At 60.8% G+C, this 17,063-nt stretch carries 13 protein-coding genes and 2 tRNA genes; 10 read left to right on the forward strand and 5 right to left on the reverse strand.

Features of this window, described 5'->3' with window-relative positions:
- A partial coding sequence (locus PSTU_RS0113185; protein ID WP_019341501.1) for an alpha-amylase family glycosyl hydrolase occupies nucleotides 1-1,364 on the reverse strand: 1,364 nt, incomplete at its 3' end.
- Nucleotides 1,365-1,623: 259 nt separating this feature from the next.
- Here PSTU_RS0113185 and malE point away from each other — a divergent pair.
- The 5 genes from malE (at nucleotide 1,624) to PSTU_RS0113210 (ending at nucleotide 8,780) form a co-directional block, all read left to right on the forward strand.
- Complete coding sequence (gene malE / locus PSTU_RS0113190) at nucleotides 1,624-2,811, forward strand: maltose/maltodextrin ABC transporter substrate-binding protein MalE (protein WP_019341502.1); 1,188 nt, start codon at nucleotides 1,624-1,626, stop codon at nucleotides 2,809-2,811.
- A 94-nt stretch (nucleotides 2,812-2,905) separates the two neighbouring features.
- The gene (gene malF / locus PSTU_RS0113195) at nucleotides 2,906-4,444 is read left to right on the forward strand and encodes a maltose ABC transporter permease MalF (RefSeq protein WP_237709870.1); all 1,539 of its coding nucleotides are present in this window, start codon (nucleotides 2,906-2,908) and stop codon (nucleotides 4,442-4,444) included.
- Nucleotides 4,445-4,455: 11 nt separating this feature from the next.
- Complete coding sequence (gene malG, locus PSTU_RS0113200; RefSeq protein ID WP_019341504.1) at nucleotides 4,456-5,346, forward strand: maltose ABC transporter permease MalG; 891 nt, start codon at nucleotides 4,456-4,458, stop codon at nucleotides 5,344-5,346.
- A gap of 63 nt (nucleotides 5,347-5,409) precedes the next feature.
- Nucleotides 5,410-8,154 carry an HTH-type transcriptional regulator MalT gene (malT, locus tag PSTU_RS0113205; RefSeq protein ID WP_019341505.1) on the forward strand — a complete coding sequence of 915 codons (2,745 nt, stop codon included), beginning with the start codon at nucleotides 5,410-5,412 and terminating at the stop codon, nucleotides 8,152-8,154.
- 77 nt (nucleotides 8,155-8,231) lie between these two features.
- Complete coding sequence (locus PSTU_RS0113210) at nucleotides 8,232-8,780, forward strand: sugar O-acetyltransferase (protein ID WP_019341506.1); 549 nt, start codon at nucleotides 8,232-8,234, stop codon at nucleotides 8,778-8,780.
- A 47-nt stretch (nucleotides 8,781-8,827) separates the two neighbouring features.
- Here PSTU_RS0113210 and PSTU_RS0113215 read toward each other — a convergent pair whose 3' ends face one another.
- Nucleotides 8,828-10,105, reverse strand: coding sequence for a hypothetical protein (locus PSTU_RS0113215; RefSeq protein WP_019341507.1), 1,278 nt, complete (start codon nucleotides 10,103-10,105; stop codon nucleotides 8,828-8,830).
- A 324-nt stretch (nucleotides 10,106-10,429) separates the two neighbouring features.
- Between PSTU_RS0113215 and PSTU_RS0113220 the strand changes: the two genes are divergently transcribed.
- Both PSTU_RS0113220 and malK read left to right on the forward strand, forming a co-directional pair.
- The gene (locus PSTU_RS0113220; RefSeq protein WP_019341508.1) at nucleotides 10,430-12,049 is read left to right on the forward strand and encodes an alpha-glucosidase family protein; all 1,620 of its coding nucleotides are present in this window, start codon (nucleotides 10,430-10,432) and stop codon (nucleotides 12,047-12,049) included.
- Nucleotides 12,050-12,105: 56 nt separating this feature from the next.
- A complete protein-coding gene (gene malK, locus PSTU_RS0113225; RefSeq protein WP_019341509.1) occupies nucleotides 12,106-13,221 on the forward strand; it encodes a maltose/maltodextrin ABC transporter ATP-binding protein MalK in 1,116 nt (371 codons plus the stop codon).
- A 45-nt stretch (nucleotides 13,222-13,266) separates the two neighbouring features.
- Here malK and sugE read toward each other — a convergent pair whose 3' ends face one another.
- From sugE to rdgC, 3 genes are all read right to left on the reverse strand, one after another.
- On the reverse strand, nucleotides 13,267-13,581 hold the full coding sequence (sugE, locus tag PSTU_RS0113230; protein WP_019341510.1) for a quaternary ammonium compound efflux SMR transporter SugE: 315 nt from the start codon (nucleotides 13,579-13,581) through the stop codon (nucleotides 13,267-13,269).
- Between the two features lie 137 nt (nucleotides 13,582-13,718).
- The gene (locus tag PSTU_RS0113235) at nucleotides 13,719-14,663 is read right to left on the reverse strand and encodes a bile acid:sodium symporter family protein (RefSeq protein WP_019341511.1); all 945 of its coding nucleotides are present in this window, start codon (nucleotides 14,661-14,663) and stop codon (nucleotides 13,719-13,721) included.
- Between the two features lie 62 nt (nucleotides 14,664-14,725).
- A complete protein-coding gene (gene rdgC, locus PSTU_RS0113240; protein ID WP_019341512.1) occupies nucleotides 14,726-15,646 on the reverse strand; it encodes a recombination-associated protein RdgC in 921 nt (306 codons plus the stop codon).
- Between the two features lie 213 nt (nucleotides 15,647-15,859).
- Here rdgC and PSTU_RS0113245 point away from each other — a divergent pair.
- The 3 genes from PSTU_RS0113245 to PSTU_RS0113255 all read left to right on the forward strand — a co-directional run bounded on the left by PSTU_RS0113245 (nucleotide 15,860) and on the right by PSTU_RS0113255 (nucleotide 17,041).
- A tRNA-Val gene (locus tag PSTU_RS0113245) sits at nucleotides 15,860-15,935 on the forward strand.
- Between the two features lie 13 nt (nucleotides 15,936-15,948).
- A tRNA-Asp gene (locus PSTU_RS0113250) sits at nucleotides 15,949-16,025 on the forward strand.
- A 239-nt stretch (nucleotides 16,026-16,264) separates the two neighbouring features.
- Nucleotides 16,265-17,041, forward strand: coding sequence for an FKBP-type peptidyl-prolyl cis-trans isomerase (locus PSTU_RS0113255; protein WP_019341513.1), 777 nt, complete (start codon nucleotides 16,265-16,267; stop codon nucleotides 17,039-17,041).
- Nucleotides 17,042-17,063 lie beyond the last annotated feature (22 nt).

The following is a 17,063-nucleotide window of genomic DNA, read 5'->3' on the forward strand; positions in this document are numbered from 1 at the left end:
AATTCGCGCACCCAGGTCGTCAGCCATTCGTTGAGGTAGTCACGCACACGGTAGCCGTCACGCTCGACGGCACGGGTGGGTTGTTTGTGACGAAGAAATTCAGGCAGGCGAACCGGCGTTTCTGACTCGGTGCGAAAGTCAGGCAAGAACGCCAGCGACCCTTTCAGCGGGTCCACCAGAACGCTGGGCGGCACTGGATAGTCGGCAACCCCTGCGCGCACCCAGTCTTTGCCCCACCAGCGGGACCACGCTGGATAATCGTAATCGATCAGGTTGTGGTAGGCGTGCAGATTCTCGTAGGGCTCCGGCTGCCAAGTGGTCCAGCGTTCGGGCAGGTACTGCGCCATTCCGTCTCGCAGGCCGCCAAAGCCATGCTGCTGCATGTCCGCCAGGGTGGAATAGCCGGCATGGTTGAGCACGACGTCGAACAACACGCGGATGCCGCGCGCATGTGCCTCCCTGATCAGCTCGCGCAGGTCGGCTTCGGTGCCCATGTTGGCGTCCAGCTGGGTGTAATCCAATGCGTAATAGCCGTGGTAGGCGTAATGGCGAAAGTCACCTTTCTCGCCGCCACCGACCCAGCCGTGTATCTGTTCATAGGGCGCGCTGATCCACAGCGCGTCCACGCCCAGCTTGGCCAGGTAGTCGAGCTTGCCGGTCAGGCCTTTGAGATCGCCGCCATGAAAGGTGCCAATCTCCTGCGCGCCGTCGGGCTCGCGGCCATAGCTGCGGTCGTTGTTCGGGTCGCCGTTGGCGAAGCGGTCGGTCAGCGCGAAATAGACGGTCGCGTTGCGCCAGTCGCGTGGCTGCTCCGATGGCGAATCAATTGCCTCGATCAACAGCAAACCGTTGCTGCCGGCGGCCGGGGTCAGTTCGACCTTGCCGTTCCGCACGGTGGCCGTGTCGCCGCTGTAGGCGTCGCGCAATCGCTGGCCGTTCTCGAACACACCGGCGACCGGAACCTGTACGGCTTCGCCATTCCATGGTTGGCAGGCCTGCTCGACCGGCTCCTGCGATTGGCGCATGGGTAACAGCCGCAGGTGGGCGTCATTGCCGGTTTGCACCAGCAGGCGGTAGCGCCCCGGTTTCACTACATCGAAATCGAAGCGATCACCAGCGTTCAGCGCGTGGCGTTGAAACGGCTTGAGCGGCTTCTGTTCGGTCTCGCCAGTACCCAGTTCGAGGGCGCCTGTGGTTAGCTCCAGCTCCGCCGCGAAGCGATCCTCGGCTAGCGTTTCCCAGGCCGGTTGCAGAGGCTGACCGTTCAGTCTGATAGGGACTTGCGGTTCCGCTTGTATAACGGGTGCGAGCAGTCCGAAACAAAGGGCTAGGATAGATGGACTAAGGGGCGGCAGAGGACGCATGTCCGGCTCCGGCTTGGCGGGGAAGAGGCGCTATTCAAGCCTGTTTTCGCCGAGTCGTGCAGGCTGAGAAAGGCCGATTCGACGGCTCTACGAGTGCGGTGCGAATGCAAAACTACGCCCTGCTTCTACGCCCCTCATCCCCCTTCGGGGGAGGATGTTTTAGCTCACAGGCAGGGCGAGTATGGATGCACTGCAACACCGCCAGGCGGCATGCAGAACGTTGTGGATCAAAAATAAGAAGCCACGAGGAACTACCTAGATGAATAAAAAGCTGTTTGCAGCGGCCGCAATCGGTCTCTCCGCAACCCTGAGCCTGCCGCTGTCCGTCCAGGCCGCCATTGAAGAAGGCAAGCTGGTCGTCTGGATAAATGGCGACAAAGGCCATAAGGGACTGGCCGAGGTGGGCAAGAAGTTCACCGAGGAAACCGGCATTCCCGTCGAGGTGGCGCATCCCGATGCCGCCACGGACAAATTCCAGCAAGCCGCGGCAACCGGCAATGGCCCGGACATTTTCATCTGGGCGCATGACCGCCTCGGTGAGTGGGCCCAGAGCGGCCTGATTACACCCATCACACCCAGCGCCGAAACCAAGCAGGAAATCTCCGACTTCGCCTGGGACGCCGTCAGCTACAACGGCAAGCTGTGGGGCTATCCAATGGCGGTCGAAGCGCCGGCGCTGATCTACAACAAGGCCCTGGTCTCGACCCCGCCGAAGACCTTCGAAGAAGTAATGGCGATGAACAAGGATCTCGCTGCCGACGGCAAGCGTGCAATCCTCTGGGATTACAACAACACCTACTTCACCTGGGCCTTGCTGGCCGCCAACGGCGGTTACGCCTTTGAAGATACTGGCTCGGGCTATGACGTGAGCAAAACCGGCGTCAACAACGAGGGCGCCAAGCAGGGCGCAGCGGTACTCAAGCGTTTGATCGACGAGGGCGTGATGCCCAAGGGTGCCGACTACAGCGCCGCAGAGGCCGCCTTCAACAAAGGCGACTCGGCGATGTTCATCAGCGGGCCATGGGCCTGGTCGAACATCAAGAAGAGCGGCATCGACTTTGGCGTGGCGCCGATCCCGGCGGTGGGCGACAGCCCGAGCAAGCCGTTCTCCGGTGTGATGGCCGCGACGCTCAACGCAGCCAGTCCGAACCAGGCGCTCGCCGTCGAGTTTCTCGAAAACTACCTGCTGGAAGTGGAAGGCCTCAAAACCGTGAATGCCGACGTGCCGCTGGGTGCGGTGGTGAACAAGGAATTCATGGCCGAGTTGTCCGACGATCCGATGATCAAAGCGACGTTCGAGAGTGCTCAGCAGGGCCGTCCGATGCCAAACATTCCGCAGATGGGCGTGTTCTGGTCGGCCATGGAACCTGCCCTGACGAACATCACCTCCGGTCGCCAAACTGTGGATGCCGCCCTGGATGACGCCGCGAAACGCATCGTCAAATAACCACAACCCGCAGCCGCAGTTGGAGACGCCTGCGTCTTCGGCTGCGCGCCCTGAGGCCCAGATTCCGATGTCCGCCGTGAATGTTCCTGCCCAAATGCCCGGCCGCGCCGTGCCGAAACTGTCGATACCCAAGCTGCCAGCGGCGATGCGTTGGGGCCTTTGGCTGCTGTGCAACGCCTTTGCCCTGTACCTGGTCATCGCGCTCTATGCGCAGGGGCAAACCGTGTTTGCTCTGCTTGGGTTGGTGCTCGCCGGAATCGCCAGTTTCGTGTTCATCAACCGCCGAGCCTACGCCCACCGTTACATCTTCCCGGCGGTAGCGGGGATGCTGGTGTTCGTGATCTTCCCGCTGCTCTACACAGTGGGCATCGGCTTCACCAACTACAGCGGCACCAATCTGCTGAGCTTCGAGCAGACGCAGCGCTACCACCTCAATCAGACCTACCTTGCAGGCGAACGCTTCGGTTTCAGCCTGCACCAGAACGAAGCGGGTGAAATGCGCCTGCGGGTCGACCGAGGCGAGCAGGGCGTCTGGGTTTCCGCTCCGCTGGCCGGTGAGCCGGTTGCAGGCGAGCCGCTTGGCATGAGCCGGGAGGCCGAGGTCGAAAACCTGGGTGCGGCCTTGCCGCTGCGTGATGTGATCCGCCAGCGCAAGCAACTGGAACAGTGGGTCATGCGCGGCCATGAAGGTCAGCTGCTGCGCCTTTATGGACTGCGTGAAGTCGCCGCGGTGAAGCCGCTGTACCGGTTGCGCGATGACGGCTCGCTGGTCAATAACCAGACCGGGGAGCGCCTTACGGCCAACGATGAGATCGGCTTCTATGTCGATGCCGAAGGGCAGAAGGTCGCACCGGGTTACACGGTCTATGCCGGCTGGAGCAATTTCGCCAAGGTGCTGACCGATCCGAAGATTCGCGGGCCGTTTCTGCAGATCTTTGTCTGGACGGTGTGCTTCGCCGCGCTGACGGTGGTCTTCACGCTTGCTGTCGGCCTGGTACTGGCCAGTCTGCTGCAGTGGGAGATGGTGCGCGGCAAGGCGTTCTACCGGCTGATGTTGATTCTGCCGTACGCGGTGCCGGCGTTCATCTCGATCCTCGTGTTCAAGGGCCTGTTCAACCAGAGCTTCGGCGAGATCAACCTGATGCTCGACAGCCTGTTCGGGGTGCGGCCGGACTGGTTCAGCGATCCGACCCTGGCGCGCAGCATGATCCTGATGGTCAACACCTGGCTCGGTTATCCCTACATGTTGTTGCTCTGCATGGGCCTGCTGCAGGCGATTCCGCGCGATCTCTATGAGGCCTCGGCAATGGACGGTGCGACGCCAGTCGACAACCTGTTGAAGATCACGCTGCCGCTGTTGATCAAGCCACTGGCGCCGCTGCTGATCGCAAGCTTCGCATTCAACTTCAACAACTTCGTGCTGATCACCCTGCTGACCCGCGGCGGGCCGGACATCCTCGGCACTACCACCCCGGCGGGCACCACCGATCTGCTGGTCAGCTACACCTACCGCATCGCCTTCCAGGATTCGGGGCAGAACTTCGCCCTGGCTGCCGCCATCGCCACGCTGATCTTCATCGTCGTCGGCGCCATGGCCTGGCTGAACCTGAAGCTTTCCAAGGTCAAGGTCTGAGGATTACGCACATGGCCATGGTTCAACCGAAATCCGTCAAATACCGCGTCTGGCTCACTCACGCCGGGCTGCTCGCCTTCGTCGCGCTGATCGTGTTTCCGCTGCTGATGGTGGTGTCGATTTCCTTCCGGGAAGGCAACTTCGCTACCGGCAGTCTGCTGCCGGATAACCCGACGCTGGAGCACTGGTCGCTGGCGCTGGGCATCCCCTACGTCCACGACAACGGCGAGATCAGCAATCCGCCGTTCCCGGTGCTGACCTGGCTGTGGAACTCGATGAAGATCGCGCTGATCAGCTCGCTGCTGATCCTCATGCTGTCGACCACCAGCGCCTATGCATTTGCGCGGCTGCGCTTCGGCGGCAAGAGTCCGATTCTCAAAGGCATGCTGATCTTCCAGATGTTCCCGCCGGTGCTGACGTTGGTGGCGATCTACGCTTTGTTCGATCAGCTCGGCGAGCATGTCAGCTGGTTGGGCGTGAATACGCACGGCGCCGTGATCATCGCCTCGCTGGGTGGCATGGCGCTGCATATCTGGACCATCAAGGGCTACTTCGAAAGCATCGACGGCTCACTGGAAGAAGCAGCCATCGTCGATGGCGCCACCACCTGGCAGGCCTTCGTGCACATCTTGCTGCCCATGAGCGTGCCGATACTGGCGGTGGTGTTCATCCTCGCCTTTATCACCAGTGTCACTGAGTACCCCATTGCATCAGTGCTGTTGATGGATGTAGACAAGCTCACCTTGTCCGTCGGTGCGCAACAGTACCTCTACGACCAGAACTACCTCTGGGGCGACTTCGCTGCCGCGGCGGTGCTCTCCGGCCTGCCGATCACCGCGGTGTTCCTGTATTGCCAGAAGTGGATCGTCGGTGGGCTCACAGCCGGAGGGGTAAAGGGGTAATCGACCCAGGACAGCTCGATGCGTCACGACACCCGAACAGGGAACGAACAACGGGAGATAACCATGAACGCCGCACTACCTGCACCCTTGCCGCTGATACCGGCGAAACTGAACATGCCGCTGTTGCCGCGCGGTCTGTTGGCGCGGCCTCGCCTTGATGAGTGGTTTCAGCGGCTTGGCGAGGTGCGGCTGGCTGTGCTGCACGCACCGAGCGGTTTCGGCAAGACGACCCTGGCGTGCCAGTGGGCAAGGGCGTTCGACGGCCGTGTCGCCTGGTTGCAGCTGCATCCGGGTGATAATGATCCGCTGCAGCTCGGCCGCTATCTGCTTCACGCCCTCGACGCTCAGTTGGAGCATGGGTGCCCCCGCAGTCTGTTGCTGGCCGGCCAGGGCCGGGAGGCTTTCGATACGCTGCTGACGCATCTGCTGGCCGAATTGCCGGGCGAGCACGAACCGCTGCTGCTGGTACTGGATGATTTCGAAACGCTGTACACCGCCGAAGTCATCGCTGCGCTGCGCTTCTTCCTGCGCAACATGCCGGGCTGGATGACGCTGCTGGTCTGCAGTCGCGGCCTGCCGGAACTGGGGGTGGCGGACCTACGGGTCAAGCATCAATTACTTACCGTTGACGCTCAGCACCTGGCCTTCGAAACCGACGAAGTTCAGGCACTGCTGGATCTGGGCCTGCCGGTATCGATCAACCGCGAGCAAGTCGAGCGTTTGAACCGGCGTATCGGTGGCTGGCCGTGCGCCTTGCAGCTGGTATTGCAGGAGGTGCAGACGGGCCGGGGGATGGACCTGTTTCTGGAAAAGATTCAGCTCGGCCATCCCTATATCCGCGATTACATGCGTGAGCAGGTGGTAGCCAACCTCGGCGCAAGCACGCTCGATTTCCTCCAGGCGACCTGTCTGCTGGATCGTTTCAACGCAGCGCTTGCCGACCGACTGACCCTAGGTAGCAATGCTCGCGGGATGCTTGAGCAATTGGAACGTAACGGGCTCTTTCTGCAATCGCTGGATGGGCTTCGTCAGTGGTATGCCTACCACCCATTGTTCGCCACCTTTCTACTGGGCGAACTGCGCACCCATCAGCCTCAGCGGCTATCCGATCTGCACCTGCGTGCGGCCGAAGCGCTGATGGCGGAAAACCTGCCGGAAGAGGCCGCGCGACATGCGGTACAGGCCGGTTGCCCGACCCGCGTCGGCGAGGTGCTGGAGCGCCACGGCCGGCAGTTCTACCGTCAGGGTCGGCTTGAGCTGCTGCAGCAATGCCTGGAAACGCTGCCGGAGGCGGTTATCGCCGGCTCGCCGCTGTTGACCCTGCTGCAGGCCTGGGTATCGCAGAATTCCTACCAGTTCGATCAGGTCGAGCGCTGGTTCAAGGCCGGTGAACAGGCCCTGCAGCACAGCTGCTCGGAAGAAGACTGGGCGCGCATCGTCGGCGAATTCAACGCCGTTCGCGCGCAGGTCGCGATGAACCGTGGTGATGAAGAGCAGGCAATCGCCCTGGCACGGGAAGCCTTGGTACGTGAGCCGTTGATCATGCGCACCTCGAAGGTCGCAGCCCTCTCGGGCCTGGCCGAGGCGCATTTCGTCCAGGGTCTGTTGCCGCAGGCGCAGAAGCAGTATGAAGAGGCCGAACGCCGCGCCCGCGAGATTCGCGCCTCGCATCTGGTGGTCTGGAACCTCGGGCAGTTGTCGGAAATCGCCATTGCTCAGGGCTATCTACAGAAGGCCTATTCGCTGCAGGAACGGGCGATCCAGTACGTCGAACAGGCCGATCTGCAGGCGACCCCGATCATGGAGTTCATCTACCGCGTGCGTGGTCAGGTGCTGCTTGAGTGGCACCATCTGGATGCCGCCGAGCAGTGCGCGCTGCAGGGCATCCAGATACTTGAAGACGTCGGCGACCGCTGGCTGCTGCAGTGTTACGCGCTGCTCGCCGGGATCGCCCATGCGCGCGGCCAGCAGGGCGCCTGCGCCGACTACATAGGCAAGATCCAGAGCATGCTCGCTGATGACAATTACCATGTCGACTGGCTCGCCAATGCCCATGCGGCAATGCTCAGCTACTGGGACTCCACCCAGGACAAGACCGCGATCCAGCAATGGCTGCTGACAGCACCAACTCTCGAGCGCGGCCTCAATCACTTCGCCCAGTACAACGGTCGCAACCATGCGCGTGCCTTTCTCTCCCTGAAGCAGCCGGACAAGGCGCTGCCGATCCTGAGGCAGCTGCAAATCGATGCCGAGCAGCACGGCTTGATCATGGACTTGAACCGCAACCACATCTTGCTTGCGCAACTGCACTGGTTGCGGGAAGAGCGTCAGCAGGCGCTGGATAACCTGCAGCTAGCCTTGACCCTGGCGAGCAGCACGGGGGCCATCGGCAGCTTTCTGCGCGTCGGTAAGCTGCTGATCGCCATGCTCAAGGCCTTGCAGCATGAGCGTCGGCTTGATGAACTCGAAGCCCAGCGTGCCGATCGCCTGATACAGCTGGCGCAACAGCAGCGCGACTTCAGCCGAGCGATTCGCATCACCCTCGACGAAGCGGTGATTCAGGACATCATCAACCGACCGGATGTGCCCGAGCTGATCCGCCATTCGCCGCTGACCCGCCGAGAGTGGCAGGTGCTGAGCCTGATCCACGCGGGGCAGTCCAACGAGCAGATCGCCGAACACCTGAATGTCGCGCCGACGACGATCAAGACGCATATCCGCAGTCTGTATCAGAAGCTCAACATCACCCATCGCAACGAGGCCGTGCAGCTGGCGCGCAGCCTGCTGAGCAAGATCCAGGGCGACTAACGGGTGACATGCGAGCGATTGCGCCTCCGGCCGGTCCAAGGCTGGATGCGTCATTTTCACTCCCAGTGGAGCCTGACATGCCGATGACCGAAAAACAGAAGATGCTCGCCGGCGAACTCTACCGGCCCGGCGACGCCGAGCTGCAGGCCGATCAAGCCGCCGCCAAAGCCTGGATGGTGCGTTACAACGCAGCGCTTGGCGAAACACCGGCGGTGCGCCGTAGCTTGCTGAAAGAGCTTTTAGGAAGCGTAGGCGAAGGCGCTGTTGTCCGGCCGCCGTTTCATTGCGACTACGGCTACAACATTCACCTCGGCGACGATGTGTTCTTCAACTTCAACTGCGTGATTCTCGACGTGGCCGACGTGCGCATCGGTTCGGGGACGCAGATCGGGCCAGCTACGCAGATTTACGCGGCGGACCATCCTCGAAGCGCGGAAGAGCGTCGCAGTGGCCTGGAATTCGGCCGTCCGGTGGTGATTGGGGAGAACGTCTGGATTGGCGGCGGCGCGATCATCCTGCCGGGCGTAACCATTGGCAATGACGCCGTTATCGGGGCGGGCAGCGTGGTGACTCGGGATGTGGCGGCGGGAACGACTGTCGTAGGTAATCCGGCCCGTAGTCGCTAGTAGACGTGAGAATGGCAGCCGGCTCCGAGGCCGGCTGCCGGCACTGCTTACTGCTGAGTCACGGTGGCCATGTTGCCCGAGCCCATCTGCGACACGATTGCCGAGTCGCCCATGCCGCTCTGCATCAGCATCGCCTGGTTGCCAACACCGCCCTGCATGACCTGCGCCAGGTTGTCCTGGCCGGTCTGCGTCAAGCTGACTTCGTTGTTCGAGCCGTAGATCTGCTGGATGTCGGCCACGTTGAGGTCGCCGCTCTGCACCACGTCCACAATATTGTTGTCGCCGTAGCTGGAGCCGGTCAGCTCGTTGCCATTGCCAGTTTGGGTAACGGTAAGCAGGTTATCGGCGCCGTCCTGGGCGAAGTCGATCAGGTGATCGGTGCCTTCCTGAGTGATATACGCCTCGTTGAACTGACCGTTCTGCTGCAGCGATGCAGTGTGCAGGCTGCCGTCTTGATCGACGATCGCGTAGTTGTTGTTGCCAGTCTGCTCGGTACTGGCGGTGTTGTTGTCGCCAACCTGGAAGATGTCAGCGCTGTTGGAAGTGCCATCCTGGTAGATCGACGCGGTTTGCAGAGAGCCGCTCTGGTCGATGTAGGCTTCGTTCTGCAGCCCTTTGGATTCGATCACTGCGCTGTGCTCGGCGCCTTCCTGCGTGACGGACGCGACCTGCATATCACCTATCTGGTCGATGGTGGCGACGGAGTCAGAGACGTTCATCTGGTAGACGGACGCATCGTTACCGTTGCCCTCCTGATTAACCATGCCGTCGTTGCGCGCGCCGCCTTCCTGCCAGACCAGCGAGACGTTGTCATTGCCGATCTGGCGTTGTTCCGAAACGCTCAGTTCGGTATTGGTCTGGATGGACTCGGCAAAGTTGTCGTTGCCGTCCTGATCGATAACGGCGTTGCTCAGGTCAGCGGCGGTCTGCTCGGTTAGCGCGACGTTGAAGCTGCCTGCCTGGTACTGGCGAGCGCTGGCGCCGGTGGAGTCGCTCTGTACGATGCTCGCGTCGTTGTTGTCGCCGTCTTGCAGTTGGATGGCTTCGCTCTGCACGGTCGAGGTCTGCACGATGTCCGCTAGGTTCAGGTCGCCGGTCTGGGTTTGCACGGCATCGGACATGGTGGCGTCGGTCTGGGTCACCATGCCGTCGTTGTCGGTCCCGGTCTGGGACTGATAGGAAATGTTGTCCAGACCGCCAGTCTGGGTCACTTCAACAATGTTGCCGGTACCGGACTGATCCTGTTCTGCGCTGTTGTCTGCGGCGTGAGCCTGAGAGGCCAGAATCGCGATGATGGCGGCTGCGAGGGGCTTGCACTTGAACATTTAAATCTCTCCATGGATTTGGGATGCGTGTCGCTCCTGACTGGGCGGCTGCGCAGGTTGCTGAGCGGCGGCTACTGCGGATCAGTCCTGGAACTGCATCGATCCTAAAAGCCGCTCGTGACAGATAAGTGTCGATTCGCTTGTTTGTCGACATTTTTATGACGAATGACAGCACCGCTGCCCGCGAGCTGCTCTACGCCCCCCGTATGAGCTGCCTCTACGCCCGAGCCATACGCCTCGGTATTGCGCGGCCGGGAGGATGTTGCGGCGGGTTGACGCACCTAGAGTGGCGGCGTGTTCCCCCTAACATCGAAGGTCGGTTGTATGAATCGCAATGACTGGTGGCGCGGCGGCGTCATTTATCAGGTTTACCCGCGCAGTTTTTTCGACAGCAATGGCGACGGGGTCGGCGATCTGCTCGGTGTGGTCGAGAAGATCGACTACATCGCCAGCCTCAATGTCGACGCCATCTGGCTATCACCGTTCTTCACCTCTCCGATGAAGGACTTCGGTTACGACGTGTCCGATTACCGCGGCGTAGATCCGCTGTTCGGCACGCTGGACGACTTCAAACAGGTCGTCGATGTGGCTCATGCGCGTGGCATTCGCATCCTGATCGATCAGGTACTCAATCACTCATCGGATCAGCACGCCTGGTTCAAGGAAAGCCGTTCCAGCCGCGACAACGACAAGGCCGACTGGTACGTCTGGGCCGATCCGAAGGATGACGGTACCGTCCCGAACAACTGGCTTTCGGTGTTTGGCGGTCCGGCCTGGACGTGGGACAGCCGCCGCAAGCAGTACTACCTGCACAACTTTCTTTCCAGCCAGCCGGATCTCAACTTTCATTGCGAAGCCGTGCAGCAACAGCTACTCGACGATATGGAGTTTTGGCTCAAGCTGGGCGTTGACGGCTTCCGTCTGGATGCGGCGAACTTCTACTTCCATGACCGTGAGCTGCGTGACAACCCGCCGAACCATGACATCCGCGAAGGCAGCATCGGCGTGCGCGCCGACAACCCCTATGCCTTCCAGAAGCATGTGTACGACAAGACGCAGCCGGAGAATCTCGACTTCCTGCGGCGCATTCGCCAGTTGCTCGAGCGCTATCCAGGCAGTGCCACCGTTGCGGAAATCGGCTGCGATCATTCGTTGCGCACCATGGCCGCGTACACGCGCGGTAGCGATACGCTGCACATGGCGTACTCCTTCGATCTGCTGACCGAGCAGTGCAGCCCAGGCTTTCTGCGCCACACCATCGATTGCGTGGAGCGAGAGCTGGTGGAGGGCTGGCCGTGCTGGTCCATCGGCAATCATGACGTGGTGCGGGTCATGAGCCGCTGGGCGCTGGCCAATCAGCCGGATCTGGCGCGCGGCCGCATGTTCATGGCGATGCTGCTGACCATGCGTGGCAGCGTGTGCCTCTATCAAGGCGAAGAGCTGGGGTTGGATGAAGCCGAGCTGCAGTTTGAACAGCTGGTCGATCCGTACGGCATTCGCTTCTGGCCGGAATTCAAGGGTCGCGACGGTTGCCGGACGCCGATGCCCTGGCATGACCAGGACCAGAACGGTGGTTTCAGCCGCGAGCAGCCTTGGTTGCCGCTGGCCGATCGGCATCTGCCGATGTCGGTGGCCGCTCAGGAGCCGGAACCGAACTCGATGCTCAACATCTATCGCCGCTTCCTCGCCTGGCGTCAGGACCAGCGTTTGTTGATCGAAGGCAGCATGCGCACCGTCTACCATGACGATGCGCTGCTGGTGTACGAGCGCCGATTGGATGACGAGGTCTGGGTCTGCCTGTTCAATATGAGCGATAGCGGGCGGCACTTCGACCTGTCGGCGCCGGTCGAAGGACTCGATGTGCCCTCGGCGACCGCGGTTTTTGACGGTCACGGCGTACACTTGCCCGCTCATGGATTCGGATTCGCTCGTCGGCTCGGATGACCCCGCGGACCCCGCCGCGCGTCGTCGCGGCGGTTGCTTGAAGGAGAACAATAAGAATGGCTAGCGTAACCCTGCGCAATATCTGCAAGAGCTATGACGATGTGCCCATCACCCGCGGCATCGATCTGGATATCGCCGACGGTGAGTTCGTGGTGTTCGTCGGTCCGTCCGGCTGCGGCAAGTCGACTCTGCTGCGTTTGATTGCCGGTCTTGAAGACATCACTGATGGTGAGTTGCAGATCGACGGCGAACGGGTCAACGAGCTCCCTCCGATGGATCGCTCGGTGGGCATGGTGTTTCAGTCCTACGCGCTCTATCCGCATATGAATGTCGCCGAAAACATGGCGTTCGGTCTCAAGCTGGCGAAGGTCGACAAGCGTGATATCCAACGTCGGGTCGAGTCGGTAGCCAAGATTCTGCAGCTTGATCAGCTGCTCGAACGTAAACCGAAGGACCTTTCAGGTGGCCAGCGTCAGCGTGTCGCGATTGGCCGCACCATGGTGCGGGAGCCCAAGGTGTTTCTGTTCGACGAGCCGCTATCGAACCTTGATGCCTTTCTGCGGGTGCAGATGCGTATCGAAATCTCGCGTCTGCACCAGCGTCTCAAGGCAACGATGATCTACGTGACCCATGATCAGGTCGAAGCCATGACCCTGGCTGACAAGATCGTGGTGCTCAATGCCGGTCGCATCGCTCAGGTCGGACCGCCGCTGGAGCTTTATCACTACCCGACGAACCAGTTCGTGGCCGGCTTTATCGGCTCGCCGCAAATGAATTTTCTGCCAGTTCGCGCGCTAGGTGCGGGTGCCGACTCGGTCGAGATCGAGATGCCCGGCGGCAGCGCCATGCGGGTAGCGGTGGATGGCAGTCAGATCAAACCGGGCGATGCTTTGACGCTCGGTGTTCGGCCTGAGCATTTCGTCGATCCTGGGCAGGCGGATTTCATCTTCAACGGCGAGATTGCGGTGGCCGAGCGGCTTGGCGATCACAACTTGCTGCACCTGAATCTGGAAGGCGTTGAAGCGATGGTGGCGGTGGCCAGCGATGGTAATCATCGTGTCGCAGAAGGCCAGGCATTCGCTATCGGCCTGCTGACTGACAAATGCCATCTGTTTCGCGCTGATGGCGAAGCCTGCACACGGCACTATCGCGAGCCTGCGCTGCACGGCTGATGACACGGCAGTCGGCGCTTGACCGGCTGCCGTTCTTACCACGCCTCAGTGGCTGAGTTTCAGACCGAGCAGGCCGATGCAGATGAGCAATACGCTGCCCAAGCGGAACAGGCTCATTGATTCACCGAACAGAATGATCCCGGCGATTACGGTGCCCACCGCACCCACGCCGGTCCAGACGGCGTAGGCGGTGCCCAGCGGCAACTCCCTCATCGCCAGCCCCAGTAAACCCAGGCTGGCCCCCATGGCAGCGATCGTTAGAACGGTAGGGAGCGGGCGGGTGAAGCCCTCGGTGAACTTCAGGCCAACGGCCCAGCCGATCTCGAACAGACCGGCAAGAAACAGAATGATCCAGGACATACGCACCTCGACAGGACGGTGATTGGGTGGGGCCGTCCCCGGTGAGTCTGTACAGCCTGAGGTCGTCCTCAGCAGGCGCTATTTTGCACACTCAGCAGGTCCGGGCAAGCGGCCCCGGACCCTTGGCGCTTCAATGGCTAACGAGCTTGTTGGTCATCGTCTCTCATTCGACGGTAGACCGTTGCCAGCAGCGCGCCGGAGAGGTTGTGCCAGACGCTGAACAGCGCGCTGGGCACCGCTGCCAGCGGCGAGAAGTGCGCGCTGGCCAAGGCGGCACCCAATCCTGAGTTCTGCATGCCGACTTCAATCGACAGTGTTTTGCGTTGTGCCAATGGCAGGCCGAACAGTCGCCCGACCAGATAGCCGATGCCGAGCCCAAGGCTGTTATGCAGAATCACCACCGCCATGATCAGCAGGCCGGATTCCGCGATCTTGGCCTGACTGGCTGCGACAACTGCCGCAACGATGATCACGATGCTGACCACCGAAAGCAGCGGCAGCACCTCGACCACCTGATGCACACGGTTACCCAGCAGGCGCCGAACGATCAGGCCGAGGGCGATCGGCAGCAGTACGATCTGCACGATGGACATGAACAGCGCGCCGAAGTTGACCGGTAACCAGGCCGAAGCCAGCAACCAGATCAGTGCGGGCGTGACCAACGGAGCGAGCAGGGTAGTAACAGCGGTGATCGCCACTGATAACGCGACGTCACCGCGTGAGAACCAGGCGATGACATTGGAGGCGGTACCGCCCGGACAGCAGCCAACCAGAATCACCCCGACGGCGATCTCCGCGGGCAGCCCCAGCATCTGACATAACAACCACGCCAGCGCCGGCATGATCATGAACTGGGCGCCGACGCCCAACGCCACCCATAGCGGACGCCGTGCAACCTCGGCGAAATCAGTCGCTTTGAGCGTCAGCCCCATGCCGAACATGATCAGTCCCAGCAATGGGACGATCCAGGCAGTGGCCGGGACAAACCAGCTGGGCTGGAAAAAAGCGAGAACGGCGAACAGCAGGACCCAGAGGGCGAAGGTGTTGCCGACAAAGCGGCTGAGGGCGGCGAGGGCGCGCATCGGGTTTACCTTGTAGTTATGGAGGGAACGCCGTCAGCGTGGCTGACGGCGCGCAAGGCAGTTTAGATGCCCTGCGGGACCTCCTCACCACCCAGTGCTTCGAACAGTGCGGGAAGAAACTCTTTGAAGGTCAGCATCATCAGCAGGAAGCTGGCGTCCTGCTGTCCGAGGTCGTCATCGCCACCGTCCTGTTCGGCCTGATCCTGCAGCAACTCCTCGAAGCGCAGGCGTTTGATCACCAGCTTGTCGTCGAGCACGAAGGACAGCTTGTCCTGCCATCCCAGTGACAGCTGGGTGACCTGCTTGCCGACTTCCAGATGTTGCTGGATTTCGTCGCTGGTCAGGTCCTGGCGCTTGCAGCGCACCACGCCACCGTCTTCATGCGTGTCGCGAAGCTCGCATTCGTCGAGTACAAAGAAGTCATCTGCGGCTTTCTGCGTCTTGACCCAGTCTGTCATAGTCGCCGAGGGGGCGATCTTGACGGTCAGGGGACGAACCGGCAGCGAGCCGATGGCTTCACGCAGCGTGGAAAGCAGGTCTTCGGCGCGCTTGGGGCTGGAAGCATCGACCAAAATCAGACCTTGCTCAGGCGCGATGGCCGCGAAGGTGCCGGACTTGCGAATAAAGGCACGCGGCAGGAAGGCCTGGATAATGTCGTCCTTGAGCTGCTCACGCTCCTTCTTGTAAACCTTGCGCATCTGCTCGTTTTCGATCTCGTCCACCTTATCTTTCAGCGCGTCCTTGACCACGCTGCCGGGCAGGATGCGCTCTTCCTTGCGTGTGGAAATCAGCAGGAAGCCTTGGCTGGCATGTACCAGCGGTGCGTCTTCGCCCTTGCCGAAGGGCGCGACGAAACCGTAGGTGCTCAGCTCCTGGCTGGCGCAGGGGCGGGCGGGCTTGGCGGCCAGTGCGGTTTCAAATGTCTCGACATCGAAAGGGATGTTCTGAGTGAGACGGTAGACGAGCAGATTGCGAAACCACATGGCTATTGAAACTCCGGTAAAAGCAAAGCGCGCATTATTCCCCTCCCTGTAACGCAGGCCAACCCTGAAAACTGGCAATGCCGATGGAAACCGCAAAAACGCGCATAAACACTGGGTTTCCTAAGTCTTTGTAAGTTCTTCAATTTTTTTTTCAAAAGGGGGTTGCCAAGGTTCGAATCCGTCTCTAGAATGCGCCCCACTTCGAGAGCAAACGGGTGATTAGCTCAGCTGGGAGAGCATCTGCCTTACAAGCAGAGGGTCGGCGGTTCGATCCCGTCATCACCCACCACTCGAGGTTTAGCGCAGCGGTAGTTCAGTCGGTTAGAATACCGGCCTGTCACGCCGGGGGTCGCGGGTTCGAGTCCCGTCCGCTGCGCCATATTTGCCATCAAGGACCACTGAACGCCTTGATGACTCGAAGAAAGCGACCTTAGGGTCGCTTTTTTTATGCCTGCGAAAAACGCCCATTCAGCGAGTCGCGCGTTTCGTGCGGCACTTCCTGACTTTGCATTGTCTTTACCTAGTCCCCGGGTGGGTTCGGTAGCTACCGGCGAAGGCGGCTGTTAAGCTCCCGCAACTGATTAGCTTCACCCCTTCAAAGCGTAATAAGGATAAAGAATGAGACCTCAACGTTTGGCGTCTGCGATAGCCCTGGTTGGCTTGGTCCTGGCTGGCTGTGATTCGGAGACCAGCGCCAAGCTGGAGACTCCGGCGCAGAAAGCCTCTTACGGTATCGGCTTGAACATGGGCAAGAGTCTGGCCCAAGAAGGCATGGCTGATCTCGATTCCGATGCTGTCGCTCAGGGCATCGACGATGCCATCGGCAAGAAAGAGCAGAAGCTGACCGACGAAGAGCTGATGGAAGCTTTCGCCTATCTGCAGACCCGCGCCGAAGAGCGCATGGTCGAAATGAATAAGGAAGCCGTCGCGGCCGGGAAGAAGTTTCTCGAAGAAAACGCCAAGCGTGAAGGCGTGAAGACCACCGAGTCCGGTCTGCAGTACGAAGTGATCAAGGAAGCCGATGGCCCTCAGCCAGGTCCGGATGACATCGTCACCGTTCACTATGAAGGCAGTTTGACCGATGGCACCGTTTTCGATAGCTCGATCAAGCGCGGCACACCCATCGATCTGCCTGTCGGTGGTGTGATTCCAGGTTGGGTCGAAGGCCTGCAGCTGATGCATGTGGGCGAGAAGTACAAACTGTACATCCCGAGCGAGCTGGCCTATGGCGAGCAAAGCCCAAGCCCGCTGATCCCGGCCAACTCGGTGCTGGTCTTCGATCTTGAGCTGCTGGGCATCAAAGGCGACGAGAACGAAGCCGCTCCGACCACGGAGCCCGAAGCTGAGGCTGCGGCTGAGGCTGGCGAACCGGCTAAAGATACCGAGGCGCAATAAGCTCTGTTGTATAACGAAAAAG

The organism is Stutzerimonas stutzeri SDM-LAC, from assembly GCF_000235745.1.
In the GTDB taxonomy this organism is placed as follows: domain Bacteria; phylum Pseudomonadota; class Gammaproteobacteria; order Pseudomonadales; family Pseudomonadaceae; genus Stutzerimonas; species Stutzerimonas stutzeri_H.

Excerpts from the sequence above, each read along its gene's own strand:
- malE (WP_019341502.1), top strand. The coding sequence starts at position 1,624 with ATGAATAAAAAGCTGTTTGCAGCGGCCGCAATCGGTCTCTCCGCAACC.
- malF (WP_237709870.1), top strand. The coding sequence starts at position 2,906 with ATGCCCGGCCGCGCCGTGCCGAAACTGTCGATACCCAAGCTGCCAGCG.
- malG (WP_019341504.1), top strand. The coding sequence starts at position 4,456 with ATGGCCATGGTTCAACCGAAATCCGTCAAATACCGCGTCTGGCTCACT.
- malT (WP_019341505.1), top strand. The coding sequence starts at position 5,410 with ATGAACGCCGCACTACCTGCACCCTTGCCGCTGATACCGGCGAAACTG.
- PSTU_RS0113210 (WP_019341506.1), top strand. The coding sequence starts at position 8,232 with ATGCCGATGACCGAAAAACAGAAGATGCTCGCCGGCGAACTCTACCGG.
- PSTU_RS0113215 (WP_019341507.1), bottom strand. The coding sequence starts at position 10,105 with ATGTTCAAGTGCAAGCCCCTCGCAGCCGCCATCATCGCGATTCTGGCC.
- PSTU_RS0113220 (WP_019341508.1), top strand. The coding sequence starts at position 10,430 with ATGAATCGCAATGACTGGTGGCGCGGCGGCGTCATTTATCAGGTTTAC.
- malK (WP_019341509.1), top strand. The coding sequence starts at position 12,106 with ATGGCTAGCGTAACCCTGCGCAATATCTGCAAGAGCTATGACGATGTG.
- sugE (WP_019341510.1), bottom strand. The coding sequence starts at position 13,581 with ATGTCCTGGATCATTCTGTTTCTTGCCGGTCTGTTCGAGATCGGCTGG.
- PSTU_RS0113235 (WP_019341511.1), bottom strand. The coding sequence starts at position 14,663 with ATGCGCGCCCTCGCCGCCCTCAGCCGCTTTGTCGGCAACACCTTCGCC.
- rdgC (WP_019341512.1), bottom strand. The coding sequence starts at position 15,646 with ATGTGGTTTCGCAATCTGCTCGTCTACCGTCTCACTCAGAACATCCCT.
- PSTU_RS0113255 (WP_019341513.1), top strand. The coding sequence starts at position 16,265 with ATGAGACCTCAACGTTTGGCGTCTGCGATAGCCCTGGTTGGCTTGGTC.